14 protein-coding genes and 1 riboswitch are annotated in these 14,031 nt (G+C 68.5%); of the genes, 12 read left to right on the top strand and 2 right to left on the bottom strand.

Going from position 1 to position 14,031, the window contains the following annotated elements:
• Nucleotides 1–2: 2 nt before the first annotated feature.
• Entirely contained in the window at nucleotides 3–638 is a 636-nt protein-coding gene (gene cobO / locus GPL20_RS31450; RefSeq protein WP_157335084.1) for a cob(I)yrinic acid a,c-diamide adenosyltransferase, read from the bottom strand.
• 39 nt (nucleotides 639–677) lie between these two features.
• A riboswitch (cobalamin riboswitch) is annotated at nucleotides 678–897 on the top strand.
• Between the two features lie 93 nt (nucleotides 898–990).
• Between cobO and GPL20_RS31445 the strand changes: the two genes are divergently transcribed.
• Genes GPL20_RS31445 through cobJ form a run of 7 tightly spaced genes read left to right on the top strand, consistent with a single transcriptional unit; the run spans nucleotide 991 to nucleotide 8,898 of the window.
• On the top strand, nucleotides 991–1,365 hold the full coding sequence (locus GPL20_RS31445; RefSeq protein WP_157335082.1) for a DUF1636 family protein: 375 nt from the start codon (nucleotides 991–993) through the stop codon (nucleotides 1,363–1,365).
• Nucleotides 1,362–2,396: a cobalamin biosynthesis protein CobW gene (cobW, locus tag GPL20_RS31440; RefSeq protein WP_157335080.1), complete on the top strand. Its 1,035-nt coding sequence runs from the start codon at nucleotides 1,362–1,364 to the stop codon at nucleotides 2,394–2,396. Before GPL20_RS31445 ends, cobW begins: the two co-directional genes overlap by 4 nt.
• Complete coding sequence (gene cobN, locus GPL20_RS31435) at nucleotides 2,396–5,644, top strand: cobaltochelatase subunit CobN (protein WP_157335078.1); 3,249 nt, start codon at nucleotides 2,396–2,398, stop codon at nucleotides 5,642–5,644. The genes cobW and cobN overlap by 1 nt, the downstream gene beginning before the upstream one ends.
• On the top strand, nucleotides 5,641–6,804 hold the full coding sequence (gene cobG, locus GPL20_RS31430; protein WP_157335076.1) for a precorrin-3B synthase: 1,164 nt from the start codon (nucleotides 5,641–5,643) through the stop codon (nucleotides 6,802–6,804). Before cobN ends, cobG begins: the two co-directional genes overlap by 4 nt.
• The gene (locus tag GPL20_RS31425) at nucleotides 6,804–7,433 is read left to right on the top strand and encodes a precorrin-8X methylmutase (RefSeq protein WP_157335074.1); all 630 of its coding nucleotides are present in this window, start codon (nucleotides 6,804–6,806) and stop codon (nucleotides 7,431–7,433) included. The genes cobG and GPL20_RS31425 overlap by 1 nt, the downstream gene beginning before the upstream one ends.
• Nucleotides 7,434–7,435: 2 nt before the next feature.
• Entirely contained in the window at nucleotides 7,436–8,167 is a 732-nt protein-coding gene (locus GPL20_RS31420; RefSeq protein WP_157335072.1) for a precorrin-2 C(20)-methyltransferase, read from the top strand.
• On the top strand, nucleotides 8,164–8,898 hold the full coding sequence (gene cobJ / locus GPL20_RS31415; protein WP_157335070.1) for a precorrin-3B C(17)-methyltransferase: 735 nt from the start codon (nucleotides 8,164–8,166) through the stop codon (nucleotides 8,896–8,898). Before GPL20_RS31420 ends, cobJ begins: the two co-directional genes overlap by 4 nt.
• On the opposite strand, the gene GPL20_RS31410 is transcribed toward cobJ, so the two are convergent.
• Nucleotides 8,874–9,620, bottom strand: a complete 747-nt coding sequence (locus tag GPL20_RS31410) for a cobalt-precorrin-6A reductase (RefSeq protein ID WP_157335068.1) — start codon at nucleotides 9,618–9,620, stop codon at nucleotides 8,874–8,876. The two genes, cobJ and GPL20_RS31410, sit on opposite strands and share 25 nt — an antisense overlap.
• Before the next feature lie 10 nt (nucleotides 9,621–9,630).
• Between GPL20_RS31410 and cbiT the strand changes: the two genes are divergently transcribed.
• Genes cbiT through cobA form a run of 5 tightly spaced genes read left to right on the top strand, consistent with a single transcriptional unit; the run spans nucleotide 9,631 to nucleotide 13,994 of the window.
• Entirely contained in the window at nucleotides 9,631–10,812 is a 1,182-nt protein-coding gene (gene cbiT / locus GPL20_RS31405; RefSeq protein WP_157335120.1) for a precorrin-6Y C5,15-methyltransferase (decarboxylating) subunit CbiT, read from the top strand.
• Complete coding sequence (locus GPL20_RS31400) at nucleotides 10,809–11,177, top strand: cobalamin biosynthesis protein (RefSeq protein WP_167533299.1); 369 nt, start codon at nucleotides 10,809–10,811, stop codon at nucleotides 11,175–11,177. The genes cbiT and GPL20_RS31400 overlap by 4 nt, the downstream gene beginning before the upstream one ends.
• A complete protein-coding gene (gene cobM, locus GPL20_RS31395) occupies nucleotides 11,174–11,956 on the top strand; it encodes a precorrin-4 C(11)-methyltransferase (protein ID WP_157335064.1) in 783 nt (260 codons plus the stop codon). The genes GPL20_RS31400 and cobM overlap by 4 nt, the downstream gene beginning before the upstream one ends.
• Nucleotides 11,956–13,266, top strand: a complete 1,311-nt coding sequence (locus GPL20_RS31390; protein ID WP_157335063.1) for a cobyrinic acid a,c-diamide synthase CobB — start codon at nucleotides 11,956–11,958, stop codon at nucleotides 13,264–13,266. Before cobM ends, GPL20_RS31390 begins: the two co-directional genes overlap by 1 nt.
• Nucleotides 13,263–13,994 (top strand): uroporphyrinogen-III C-methyltransferase, encoded by a 732-nt coding sequence (gene cobA / locus GPL20_RS31385; RefSeq protein ID WP_254125331.1) that lies wholly within the window; start codon nucleotides 13,263–13,265, stop codon nucleotides 13,992–13,994. Before GPL20_RS31390 ends, cobA begins: the two co-directional genes overlap by 4 nt.
• Nucleotides 13,995–14,031 lie beyond the last annotated feature (37 nt).

Raw genomic sequence — 14,031 nt, 5'->3', positions numbered from 1 at the left:
TCTCAGAACTCGACGCCGGCTTGCGCCTTGATGCCGGAGCGGAATGGGTGCTTGACCAGCGTCATCTCGGTGACGAGATCGGCGATCTCGATCAGCTCGTCCTTGGCGTTGCGCCCGGTGAGCACGACATGCGTCATCGGCGGCTTTTGCGTCGTCAGGAAGTCGACCACCTCGGCGATGTCGAGATAGTCGTAGCGCAGCGCAATGTTGATCTCGTCGAGCACGACCATGCGCAGATTGGGATCCGATATCAGCTCCTTGGCCTTTTCCCAGCCGGCGCGCGCGGCCGCGATGTCGCGGGCGCGGTCCTGCGTCTCCCAGGTGAAACCTTCGCCCATGGCGTGGAACTGGCAGAGGTCGCCAAAATGGCCGGTGAGCAGGCGCCGCTCGCCGGTGTCCCAGGCGCCCTTGATGAACTGCACCACCGCGCAGGGGAAGCCGTGGGCGACGCAGCGGACGATCATGCCGAAGGCCGAGGAGGACTTGCCCTTGCCGGCGCCGGTGTGGACGATGATCAGCCCCTTTTCGCCGCTCTTGGTCGCCATGATCTTGTCGCGGGCGACCTTCTTCTTCGCCATTTTCGCGGCGTGGCGGGCGTCGGTTTCCTCGGCCGTTTGGGTATCCGGTTCAGGCGTCATCGGACGGGTCCTTCGGCTTGACAAGTGGCGGCCACCGGCAAATGGTGGGCCGGCGTTGGTTCCTGTCCTATGACAGGCGAAGAGGGAATGCGATAGGGTCCGAATCGGCAAGATTGGGATCCAAAATGCAGCCGCCCCCGCGACCGTGACCGGAGAGATGCCCGAAGCCACTGATCCCCGCGGGGGTCGGGAAGGCGGGGATCGAAGGGCAAGACCCTGCTCCGCAAGCCGGGAGACCTGCCAGCGCGGACGATTTTGGACCGGCGGACGGGGTGTTCCGCGACGGGGAAACGGGCCTTCGAACGCGGTCCGTGCGCCTCTTCGCTTCCCGCTGTTTATTCTGGAAGAGGCGATGACGGTCACACTTCACGTCTGCATTACCTGCCGTGCCGGCCAGACGCTTGGCGAGGGCGATGTCACGCCGGGCAAACGCCTGCATGGCGCGATCCTCGATGCCGGCGTGCCCGATGGCGTCAATGTGGTTCCCGTCGAATGCCTGTCGGCATGCAACCAGGGCTGCTCGGTCGCGCTCAGCGCGCCCGGCCGCTGGTCCTATGTCTATGGCCGCCTGTCGGATGCGAATGCGCACGACGTGGTCGCGGGTGCTGCAGCCTATGCGGCCGCGCCCGACGGCATCGTGCCCTGGCGCAGCCGCCCCGAAATCTTCCGCAAGCAGTCGCTTGCCCGCATTCCCCCCATTGCCGTCGTGCCGGAGGCCGCCGAATGAACTCGCTCGCAAAAGTCCCGGTCACGGTGGTCACCGGTTTTCTCGGCTCCGGCAAGACGACGCTGATTCAGCATCTGCTCGCCAATGCGGGCGGCAAGAAGCTCGCGGTGCTCGTCAACGAGTTCGGCAGCGAGGGCGTCGACGGCGAGATCCTGAAGTCGTGCGCCGACGCGAACTGCCCGGAGGAGAACATCGTCGAGCTCGCCAATGGCTGCATCTGCTGCACCGTTGCCGATGATTTCATCCCGACCATGGAGCAGCTGCTGGCGCGCCCCGTGAGGCCCGATCACATCCTGATCGAGACCTCGGGCCTGGCGCTGCCGAAGCCGCTGCTGAAAGCATTCGACTGGCCGGAGATCCGCTCGCGCATCACGGTGGACGGCGTGATCGCGCTGGCCGACGCCGAGGCCGTGGCCGCCGGCCGCTTCGCGCCTGACCCGGATGCTGTGGAAGCGCAGCGCGCGGCGGATGAGAATCTCGATCACGAGACGCCGCTGTCGGAAGTGTTCGAGGACCAGATCGCCTGCGCCGACATCGTGCTGCTGACCAAGGCCGATCTTGCGGGCAGCGCGGGCATCGAAGCCGCAAAGGCGGTGATTGCCGCCGAGATGCCGCGCCGTGTGCCGATGCTCCCCATTACCGACGGTGCGATCGACGCGCGCGTCATACTCGGCCTCGGCGCTGCCGCCGAGAACGATCTCGCCGCGCGCCCCTCGCATCATGACGGCGAGGAGGAGCATGAGCACGATGATTTCGCTTCCGTCGTGATCGACCTCCCGGAGGTCGCGGACGTCGACACGCTCGTCGCATCCGTCCAGCGCCTCGCGCGCGAGCAGAACGTGCTGCGCGCCAAGGGCTATATCGCGGTCGCGGGCAAGCCGATGCGCCTCTTGCTGCAAGCAGTCGGCGAGCGCGTGCGCCACCAGTTCGACAAGCCTTGGGCTGCCGGCGTACGGCAATCAAAGCTCGTCGTGATCGGCGAGCACGGCGATATCGACGAGGCCGCCATCAAGGCAGGACTTGGTATCTGATGCACGTCGTCTTCCGCGAGAGCCGCGGTCTGGAGGAGACCGCGACGCCAAGGGATATCGGCCAGGATCCGGCCGATCTCGTGGTGCTCTCGTATTCGGATTCCGATCTTGCCGCGTTCGCAGCCGGCTGGCGGCGCGGCCGTGACAGCCTGCCGTCGCTGCGGCTCGCCAATCTCGCGGAACTGCGTCACCCGCTGTCGGTCGACACCTATATCGAGCGCACGCTGTCGCAGGCGCGCGGCATCCTGGTGCGCCTGATCGGCGGCGAGTCCTACTGGTCGTACGGCCTTGCAGCCCTGCAGCAGCTCGCCAAGGATCGCAACATCGTGCTCGCCGTGCTGCCGGCCGATGGCCGCGACGACACGCGGCTGGACGAATATTCGACCTTGCCGGTTTCGACGCTGCGGCGGCTCAAGGTGCTTTGCGACGCCGGTGGCCCGGTCGCGGCGCAAGCGGCGATTGCGCAGTTCGCGCTGGCCTCGGGGCTCTACGCCGGACCTGTGGTCGGCGAGATGACCGTGCCCGAGATGGGATTCTATGATCCCGCGCGTGGTGTCATTGCGCCGCCGATGGGCGGCGAGGGGAAGCCGCGCGCGCTGGTGACGTTCTATCGCTCCTATCTCACCGCCGCGGACACCGGGCCGGTTGACGCCCTGATCGCAGCGCTGCGCGGGAAGGGGTTTGAGGCCTACGGCGTGTTCGTCACCTCGCTGAAGGCTCCTTGTGTCGCGGATTGGCTGCGCGCGCATCTCGCGCAAAATCCTCCGGCCGCGATCGTCAATGCGACGGCGTTCTCGGCGGTAGGCGACGACGGCACGACGCCGTTCGATGCCGCGCCGTGTCCCGTGTTTCAGATCGCGCTGTCCACGGCGCGGCGCGAGGACTGGGCTGAGTCGCTGCGCGGCCTGTCGCCCGGCGACCTCGCGATGCATGTGGTGCTGCCCGAGGTCGACGGCCGCCTGTTCGCGGGGGTGGTGAGCTTCAAATCGGCCGGGGAGCGGGATCCTGACTTGCAGTTCTCGCATCTCGCGCACAGGCCCGATGAGGCGCGCGTGACGGCGGTCGCCTTACGCGTTGCGGCGTGGCGGCGCCTTGCGGAGAAGCCGGCCAGCGAAAAGCGGCTGGCGCTTGTGCTGTCGAACTATCCGGGCCGGCCGCACCAGATCGCGCATGCGGTTGGTCTCGATGCGCTGGCGTCGGTCGAGGCGGTGGTGTCCGATCTCGCCGAGGCCGGCTTCGATGTCGTGCCGGTCGATGAGCTCGGCGAAACGCTGCTGAAGCGGAATTTGACCTGGAGCGTCGCCGATTACCGCGTCGCGCTCTCGCGCCTTCCGCGTTCGTTGCAGGATGACCTCGCGCAGGCCTGGGGTGCGCCGGAGAGCGATCCGAGCTGCAAGGGCGGTGCGTTTCAATTCGCGGCCGTCGCGTGCGGCAAGTCGATCGTCGCGGTTCAGCCCGAGCGTGGCGATGTGACCACGCGCGATGCAGACTATCACGATCTCGCCCGCACGCCGCGCCACGGCTATGTCGCGTTCTATCTCTGGCTCCGGGCGCAGGGCTGTGATGCCGTCGTGCACATGGGTGCGCATGGCACGCTGGAATGGCTGCCCGGAAAATCCGTGGCACTGTCATCGGCCTGCTGGCCGGAAGCCCTGATCGGCGATCTGCCCGTCATCTATCCCTTCATCGTCAACGATCCCGGCGAGGCCGCGCAGGCCAAGCGGCGAATCGGCGCCGTCACCATCGGTCATCTGCCGCCGCCGCTCGCAGCATCTGCGGTGCCGGAAGGCCTGCGCCGGCTCGAACGTCTGCTCGACGAGTATTCGACGGCCGATGGTCTCGACCCCGCCCGCCGCCAGCGGCTGATCGCCGCGATCCGGGGCGAGGCGCGCGCCGCAGGGCTGGAGGATGATCTCGGTCTCGATGCATCGGCCGCGCCGGCGGAAGCCATTCCCCGGATCGATCGCTTCGTCTGCGATCTCAAGGAGAGCCAGTTCGGTGACGGCCTGCACGTGTTCGGCCGTGGCGCCTGCGCCGAGGCGGAGCGGGGGGCTCTGCGTGCGGCACTTGCAGGCCAGCGCGTCGCGCCGGGGCCGTCGGGCTCGCCCTATCGCGGCCGCCAGGACGTGCTGCCGACGGGACGCAATCTCTTCGCCGTCGATCCGCGCGCCGTGCCGACGCCGTCGGCGCATGCGCAAGGCATCAGGCTCGCCGAAGAGCTGCTCCGTCGCCATTTGCAAGATCACGGCGATTGGCCGAAGGGTCTGGTGGTCGATCTCTGGGGCTCGGCGACAATGCGCACCGCCGGCGAGGAATTTGCGATGGCGCTGCATCTGGCCGGCCTTGCGCCGCGCTGGGATCATGCCTCGGGCCGCGTCACCGGCTACGACATCATCGCGCCGGCCGAGCTCGGCCGTCCTCGCATCGACGTCACGCTACGCGTGTCCGGCCTGTTCCGCGACGTCTTCTCAGGCCTTGCGCAACTGTTCGAGGCCGCTGCCGAGTCGCTCGCGGACCGTGAGGAGGAGGGCGACGAGAATCCGTATCGTCATCGTGCCTCACGCGTATTCGCGCCGCGTCCCGGACAATACGGTGTGGGCCTCTCGGCGATCCCGGATGCCTTCACGCCCGAGACGCGTGACGCGGCGAGCGAGGCCTGGCTATCGGCATCGTCCTGGGCATTCTCTGCGGATGGCGCGATGCAGCCGGATCGTGCCGGCATCGAGGCGCGGCTCGCATCCGCCGATGCTTTCGTCCACGTTCAGGATTTGCCGGAAACCGATCTTCTGCTCGCCGCCGACTATGCCGCGCATGAGGCGGGTGTTGCGGCGGCGGCAATGCATCTCGGCGCGGAAGCACCGTCACTCTATCATCTCGATACGACGCGCCCCGACCAGCCGCATGCGCGCACGCTGACCGAGGAAATCTCCCGCGTCGTCCGTGCGCGCGCTGCCAACCCGGCCTGGATCGCCGGCATGATGCGCCACGGTTTTCGCGGGGCGGCCGAGATCACGGCGACGCTCGAGCACATGGCCGCCTTCGCGCATCTGGCCGGCGCCGTGCCGCCGCATCTGTTCGATCTCTATTATGATGCGACGCTCGGCAACGACGAGGTCCGCGCCTTCATGGCGCGCGAAAATCCGCTGGCGCTCGCCGCGATGGAGACTTGCTTCACGCGCCTGCATGACGCGGCGCTCTGGCGGACACGCCGCAATTCGATTGCGGCGCGACTTCGGGAGGCGTCATGAGTTCTTCTGCGGTCAAGGGTTGGTGTCCCGGCGCGCTGCGGCCGATGCAATCGGGCGACGGGCTCGTGGTTCGCGTGCGCCCGTTCGGGGGACGCCTCGAGCCGGCGCAGATTTCCGGTCTTGCCGAGCTGGCCGGACGCTTCGGCAATGGTCTCATCGACGTGACGAGCCGCGCCAATCTCCAGATCAGAGGCGTCAGCGAGGTGAGCCATCGGCCGCTGCTCGACGGCCTTGCGCAACTGGCGCTGCTCGATCCCGATGCCGATATCGAATCCCGGCGCAACATCCTGGTGATGCCGTTCTGGAATCCCGGTGACGAGACGCAGTCGCTCGCCGCCGAGCTCGAAGAGGCGCTTGCCGACAGCGCGCTCGCATTGCCCACCAAATTCGGCTTCGCCATCGACGACGGCACGTCGCGCGTGCTGGCCGGCGATTCCGCCGACGTGCGCATCGAGCGCGATCGCAGCGGCCGGCTTCTGGTGCGGGCCGATGGTGCGAGGCTCGGCCGTTCCGTCGGGCGCGGAGAGGCCGTGAGCACGGCGCTCGGGCTCGCGAACTGGTTCATCGCGTCCGGTGGCGCCAAGGATGGCCGGGGCCGCATGGCGGCCCATATCGCGGCCGGCGCGGCGCTGCCCGAGGCGTTGCGTGCCGAGACCGAGCCCGCCCCGGTGATGGCTGCATTGCGGCCCGGACATTACCCGCAAGGTGCGATGGTTGGCGTCGCGTTCGGACAGATGCTGCATACGACGCTGCATCAATTCGCCGGTTGCGGACATGCGCTGCGCATGACGCCATGGCGGATGGTTCTGAGCGAGGGCAAGCGCGAGATGCCGAGCGCGCCGGGCCTCATCACGGAGCCCTACGATCCGGCGCTGCGCGTCATCGCCTGCAGCGGCGCCCCGCGTTGCCGCGAGGCGCATGCCGACACCCGCGCGCTTGCGGCGGCGCTCGCGCCGCGCATTGCAGCCGATACGCGGCTTCACGTCTCCGGCTGCGCCAAGGGCTGTGCTCATTCCGGCGCCGCCGCAGTGACGCTGGTCGCGACCCGCGCCGGATTCGACCTCGTCCGTTGCGGGTCGACGCGCGACGAGCCCGTCCTGCGCGGCCTGAACGGCGCCGACATCGTCAGCGATCCCTCCATTCTGGTGGGAGGGCACTGATGCCGCACACTTACGAGACCGATGGCGCGGCGATCTACCGGCAATCCTTCGCGACCATCCGGGCCGAGGCCGATCTTGCGCGCTTCACGCCGGACGAAGAACCGGTGGTGGTGCGGATGATCCACGCCGCGGGCATGGTGGGCCTTGAGGCGCATATCCGCTTCACGCCCGGCATGGCGACCGTCGCGCGCGCAGCCTTGCAGAAGGGCGCGCCGATTTTGTGCGATGCGCGGATGGTCTCGGAAGGAATCACGCGCGCGAGACTGCCCGCGGCCAACGCCGTGATCTGCACGCTCGGCGACGAGGCCGTTCCTGCACTGGCACAGTCCATGCGCAACACGCGCTCGGCCGCGGCGCTGGAGCTGTGGCGACCACATCTGGGTGGCGCGATCGTCGCGATCGGCAACGCGCCGACCGCGCTATTTCATCTTCTCAACATGCTGGAGGATCGCGACTGTCCGCGGCCCGCGGCCATCATCGGCTGTCCCGTCGGCTTCGTCGGCGCGGCCGAATCCAAGGCGGCGCTGATGGCTGATCCGCCGGTGCCGGCGCTGACGGTTCAGGGGCGCCTCGGCGGGTCCGCGATCACGGTTGCCGCCGTGAACGCGCTCGCGAGCCGGAGCGAATAGCCATGGGACGCATCATCTGCTGCGGTCTTGGCCCCGGGGATCCCGATTTGATGAGCGTGCGCGCCGATCGCGCGGTGCGCGGCGCCAGGCACGTCGCCTATTTCCGCAAGCAGGGCCGGCCGGGCCAGGCGCGGCGCATCGTCGAGGGCATGCTCGCTGCCGACGTCACCGAATATCCGATGGAATATCCGGTCACCACGGAGATCGCTTTCGACAGCCCGGACTATATCAACCTGCTCGCCGGCTTCTACGACGAATGGGCCGAGCGCCTGGCGCGGCTGGCGCGCGCGGTGGATGTGGTCGTGCTCTGCGAGGGCGATCCTTACTTTTACGGCTCCTTCATGCATCTGCACGCGCGCCTGCAAGGCCGCGTCGAGATCGAGGTGATCGCGGGCATTCCCGGCATGGTCGGCTGCTGGAATGGCGTGGGCCAGCCGATCGCGCTGGGCGACGACGTGACGACGGTGTTGATGGGGACGCTGGCCGAAGATCAGCTCGAACGGCGCATGCGCGATTCCGATGCGCTCGTCATCATGAAGACCGGGCGTAATCTCGCAAAGGTGCGCCGCGCGCTCGCGTCCGCCGGCCGGCTGGACGATGCCTGGCTGGTCGAGCGCGGCACCATGCCGGGCGAGCGCGTGGTGCGGCTCGCCGAAGTCGATGCCGCCGATTGTCCTTACTTCGCGATCGTGCTCGTGCATGGCAAGGGCCGGCATCTGGACGCCGCCGAATGACGGGCGCGCTGACCATCGCGGGCCTTGGTCCCGGCAGTGACGCGCTGGTGACGCCCGAGGTTTCCGCCGCGCTCGCGGCGGCGACCGACATTCTGGGCTACGCGCCCTATGTCGCGCGCGTGCCGCCGCGACCGGGGCTCACCTTGCATCCATCGGACAACCGCGAAGAGTTGCAGCGTGCGAGCGAGGCTCTGCGGCTTGCGGCCGAAGGCGGGCAGGTCGTTGTCGTGTCCTCCGGCGATCCCGGCGTCTTCGCGATGGCCTCCGCCGTGTTCGAGGCGCTCGAACAGGCGCCGCAATGGCAGGCGCTTCCGATCCGCGTGCTGCCGGGCATCACCGCGATGCTCGCGGCAGCCGCGCGCGCCGGCGCGCCGCTTGGCCATGATTTTTGCGCGATCAATCTCTCGGACAATCTCAAGCCCTGGGCGGTGATCGAGAAGCGCCTTCGGCTCGCGGCGGAAGCTGATTTTGCCATCGCGATGTACAATCCGCGCTCAGTGAGCCGGCCGGAAGGATTTGGCCGCGCGCTTGCGGTGCTGCGGAACTCTGGTTGCGGAGAGCGCCTCGTGATCTTCGCGCGCGCGATCAGCGCGGCCGACGAGAAGATCGAGACCGTCACATTGAACGAGGCCCGGCCCGAGATGGCCGACATGCGCACGCTGGTGATTGTCGGAAATTCGCAGACGCGCCGTGTCGGCCGATGGGTCTATGCGCCGAGGCAGGTGCGATGACCGAGCCACTGCATGATCTCGGCAACGCTCTCGACTCGCAACCGTTCGGGCAATTGTGGTCGCGAGATCATGATCACGGGCAGGCCGCGCGTGCGGGCTGCGTCGATCTTGGCGCGCGCGCCGTCGCCGCCGGAGTTGCGGGCGACGATCCATGCGATGCCGCGCGTGCGCATCATCTCCAGCTCGTCATCAAGCGTGAATGGTCCGCGCGACACGATGACATCGGCGGCGAAGGGCAGGGGCGCTTCGGGCGGATCGACGAACCGCAGCGTGTAGGTATGCTGCGGCTTCATCGCGAATGGCGCGATGTGCTGGCGGCCGATGGCGAGGAACACGTTTGCCGGCGCCTCCGGCAGCGCGGCGACCGCCGCGTTGACATCGGCGACCTCGATCCAGTTGTCGCCGGGCATTTTGGCCCAGGGCACGCGCTCGAGCGCGATCAGCGGCGTGCCGGTCTGCATGCACGCCTCAATCGCGTTACGGCTCATCTCGGCGGCGAAGGGATGCGTTGCGTCGATCACATGCGTGATGCCGTCGCGGCGAATGTAGTCGGCAAGCCCGCTCACGCCGCCGAAGCCGCCGATGCGGGTTGGCAGCGGCTGGTCGGCCGGCGCGCGGGTGCGGCCGCCATAGGAATACACGGCATCGATGCGCGCGCGCGCGATCTCCGCGGCGAGCAGGCTCGCATCGGCAGTTCCGCCCAGAATGAGGGCGCGCGTCATGGCTGATTCCTTGGCTGATCCCTGGCTGACCATCATCGGTATCGGCGAAGATGGCCTTGCCGGACTGTCCGAGGCAAGTCGAAAGGCGCTCGCCAAGGCAGAAACCGTGTTCGGCGGCGAACGTCATCTTGCGCTCGCGGATGTCGGCAGCCGCGGCCGTCCATGGCCGGTGCCGTTCGACGCGGGCATCGTGCTGAGCTGTCGCGGCCGACCGACCGCCGTGCTCGCCTCCGGTGATCCCTTCTGGCATGGCGCCGGCGCAAGCCTTGCCGAAAGGCTCGATGCGGGCGAATGGATTGCGCATTCGGCGCCCTCGACCTTCTCGCTCGTTGCCGCGCGCTTGGGCTGGCGCCTCGAAGCAATTGCCTGTGTTGGTCTCCATGCCGCGCCGTTCGAGCGCCTCGTGCCGCATCTGGCGCGAGGCAGGCGCATCATTTGCCTCGTGCGCGACGAGAGGGCGGCCGGTGATCTCGCAAAATGGCTGACCGCGCGCGGATGGGGCGCTTCGGCGTTCTGGACGCTTGCCGCGCTCGGCGGGCCGCGGGAAAGCATCAAAGCGTATCGCGCGGACGGCTTTGCCGGCGATCTTGCGGGAAACCTGGTCGCGGTGGCTGTTGAGGCGACAGGCGCACAGGGTATTCCCCGCAGCTCGGGACTATCGGACGCTCTCTTCGTCCATGACGGCCAGATCACCAAGCGGCCGGTGCGCGCGCTCGCGCTGTCGGCGCTGGCGCCGCGTCCCGGTGAACGGCTGTGGGACATCGGCGCGGGCTCGGGTTCGATCTCGGTCGAGTGGGCACTGTGCGGCGGGACGGCGATTGCGATCGAGGCACGCGATGATCGGGCCGGCAACGTCCGCAGCAATGCTGCCGCGTTCGGACTGGCGCATCGAATCACTGTCGTTACGGGGAAAGTGCCCGACGCTCTCGCTGCACTGGAAGCGCCCGATGCCGTCTTCATCGGCGGTGGCCTCGACCTCGCGATGTTCGATGCAATCTGGTCGCGGCTTCCGCCCGGCACGCGGCTTGTCGCGCATGCCGTGACGCTGGAGACGGAAGCGCTGCTCGGCGAGCTGCACCAGCGCCACGGCGGCGAGCTGATGCGGGTGGAGATCGCGCATGCCGCTCCCCTTGGCCGCTACCGGTCCTGGGAGGCCGCGCGGCCGGTGGTGCAATGGAGTACGGTCCGATGAAGGTCGCCGGGCTCGGATTCAAAAAGGATGTCACGCTGGCCTCGCTGCGCGAAGCGCTGCTGGCGGCCGGCGGCGCTGAAGGCCTCGCAGCGGTGGCAACCGTCAGCGACAAGGCCGATGCGGAGGCACTGAAGCAACTCGCGTGCGAATGCGGCGTGCCGATCAGGGCTGTTCCGGCCGACATGCTGGCCGGCATCGATACGCCGACGCAGTCGAAGCTCGTCATGGAAAAGTTCGGAGCTGGATCGCTTGCAGAGGCTGCCGCACTCGCAGCGGCCGGCCCCCGCGCGCGGCTGATTGCGACGCGGGCAATCTCGCAGGACCGCACCGCGACCGCGGCGATTGCGGAAGGAGACGGCGGATGACGGTGCATTTCATCGGCGCCGGGCCGGGCGCTGCCGACCTGCTGACATTGCGCGGCCGCGACCTGATCGCCGCCTGTCCGGTCTGCCTCTATGCCGGCTCGCTGGTGCCCGAAGGCGTGCTCGCGCATTGCCCGCCGGGCGCACGGATCGTCAACACCGCGCCGCTGTCGCTCGACGAGATCATCGCGGAGATCGCCGCCGCGCACGCAGGCGGCAAGGACGTCGCGCGGCTGCATTCCGGCGATCTCTCGATCTGGTCGGCGATGGGCGAGCAGCTCCGCCGCCTGCGCGCGCTCGGCATTCCCTACACCGTGACGCCCGGCGTTCCGTCCTTCTCGGCCGCTGCGGCTGCGCTGGAGGCCGAGCTGACGCTGCCCGGCCTTGCCCAGACCGTGGTGCTGACACGCACGCCGGGCCGCGCCAGCGCCATGCCCGAAGGCGAGAAGCTCGCGGCATTCGCTGCCACCGGCGCGGTGCTCGCGATCCATCTGTCGATCCATCTGCTCGACAACGTCATCGCCGAGCTCACGCCGCATTATGGCGCGGACTGCCCGGTCGCGATCGTCTGGCGCGCGAGCTGGCCGGACCAGCGCATCGTCCGTGCCACGCTTGCAACGCTCGATGCCGCCGTCGGCAGCGAGATGGAGCGCACCGCGCTGATCCTGGTCGGCAAGACGCTTGGCGCTGCGGACTTCGACGAGAGCCGTCTCTATGCCGCCGATTACGACCGCCGCTATCGCCCCGTCGGCGCCGAGCCGCGCTTTCCGGAGGCATCGTGATGGCGGCTGGCCTTGTCATCTCAGCGCCTGCCTCCGGTGTCGGCAAGACCACGCTGACGCTGGCGCTCGCGCGCGCGTGGCGCAATCGCGGCCTGAACGTGCAGTGCTTCAAGAGCGGGCCCGACTATATCGATCCCGCCTTCCATGCCGCCGCGACGGGACGCTCTTCCGTCAACGTCGATAGCTGGGCGATGGATGGCGCGGCGATCATGCATCTCGTCAGCCGCGGAGCGGACGCCGATGTCGTGCTTGCCGAGGGCTCGATGGGTCTGTTCGACGGTGTCGCCGCGCGCGGTGTCTCCGGCACCGGCGCCACTGCCGACATTGCGCAGATGCTGGGCTGGCCGGTGGTGCTGGTGATCGATCCGTCGGGACAGGCGCAGACCGCGGCAGCGATCGCGGCTGGCCTTCGCGACTACCGCCCCGGCGTGCGCCTTGCCGGCGTTGTGCTCAATCGTGTCGCCAGCCCGCGCCACGAAGATCTCGTGCGGCGCGCGCTGAGCGATGCCGGCATTGCCGTGTTCGGCGCGCTGCCGCGCCACGCCGAGATCAGCCTTCCGAAACGGCATCTCGGCCTCGTGCAGGCCGAGGAGCAGGCGGAGATCGGCAAGCTGATCGACGAGGCCGCGCGCTTCGTCGCAGAGCACGTCGATCTCGATGCGGTACTGCGATCGGCAGCCGGCTGGTCGCCGCAAGCTGCGGCGAATGGCCTGGACGTGACGCCACCCGGCCAGCGCATCGCGCTGGCCCGCGATGCGGCATTCTCCTTCGTCTATCCGCATATGCTGGAAGCCTGGCGCGCGGCGGGCGCCGAGATCTTGCCGTTCTCGCCGCTTGCCGATGAAGCGCCCGACGCAAGCGCCGATGTCTGCTGGTTGCCCGGCGGCTATCCCGAGCTTCATGCCGGCAAGATCGCGGCCAATGCGCGCCTTCGCAGCGGCCTGCGTGCCTTCGCCGACACGCGCCCCGTGCATGGCGAATGCGGGGGGTATATGGTTCTGGGGACCGCATTGACCGACGCCGACGGCGTCCGCCATGAGATGGCGGGCCTGCTCGGACTGGAGACGAGCTTTGCCAAGCGCCGCATGCATCTGGGCTATCGTCTCGCAGAGCTCGCAGCCCCGATGCCGGGACATCGGGTTGGCGCACGGTTGCGCGGTCACGAGTTCCACTATTCGACGATCCTCGCCCAGCCCGATACGCCGCTGGCGGTCGTGCACGATGCAACGGGCGCCGTCATCGCCGAGACCGGCTCGCGGCGGGGACACGCCACCGGCACGTTCTTCCATCTGATCGCGGAGGACCGGTGAGCGGTTTCGTCACTTTCCTCTCCGCCGGACCCGGCGACCCCGAGCTTCTCACGCTCAAGGGCGCCGCGCGGCTGCGCGAGGCCGATGTCGTGCTCTACGACGACCTCGCCGCCGGCGCGATCCTCGATCTCGCCCGGCCCGGCGCCAATCTCGTCGCGGTCGGGAAGCGGGCAGGACGGCCCTCGACCAAGCAGCATCACGTCAATCGCCTGCTGGTCGACTACGCCGCAACCGGCGCGCGCGTGGTGCGGCTGAAGTCCGGTGATGCCGGCATATTCGGCCGCCTCGAGGAGGAGCTCGAGACGCTGCGCGAGGCCGGCATCGGCTACGAGATCGTTCCCGGCGTCACCTCGGCTTGCGTTGCCGCCGCGCAGGCGGGCATTCCCCTGACCCGGCGCCACACCTCACGGAGGGTGCAGTTCGTCACCGGGGCCGATGTCAGCGGCGAACTGCCGCAAAACCTGAACTGGGCGGCGCTGGCCGATCCGGAGGCGACGACCGTGGTCTATATGGGCCGCCGCACCTTTCCGGCGCTTGCCGCAAAATTGATCGCGCATGGCCTCGCGCCGAACACTCCGGCGCTGTTTGCCGAATCCCTCGGGCGTCCCGACGAACGGCTGGTCCGCACCACGATTGCCGAGCTTGCCGAGCAGCTTGCGCGGGGCGGCGCGGCCTCGACGGCCGCCGTGATCCTGTTCGGTGCACTGGCGGGGGATTATCCGTCATGATTGCGCCGGTCGCCCTTCGCCCCTTGACGCCCGGCTG

Source organism: Bradyrhizobium cajani (assembly GCF_009759665.1).
Taxonomy (GTDB): Bacteria; Pseudomonadota; Alphaproteobacteria; order Rhizobiales; family Xanthobacteraceae; genus Bradyrhizobium; species Bradyrhizobium cajani.
This window is presented reverse-complemented; position numbering and strand designations above follow the sequence as displayed.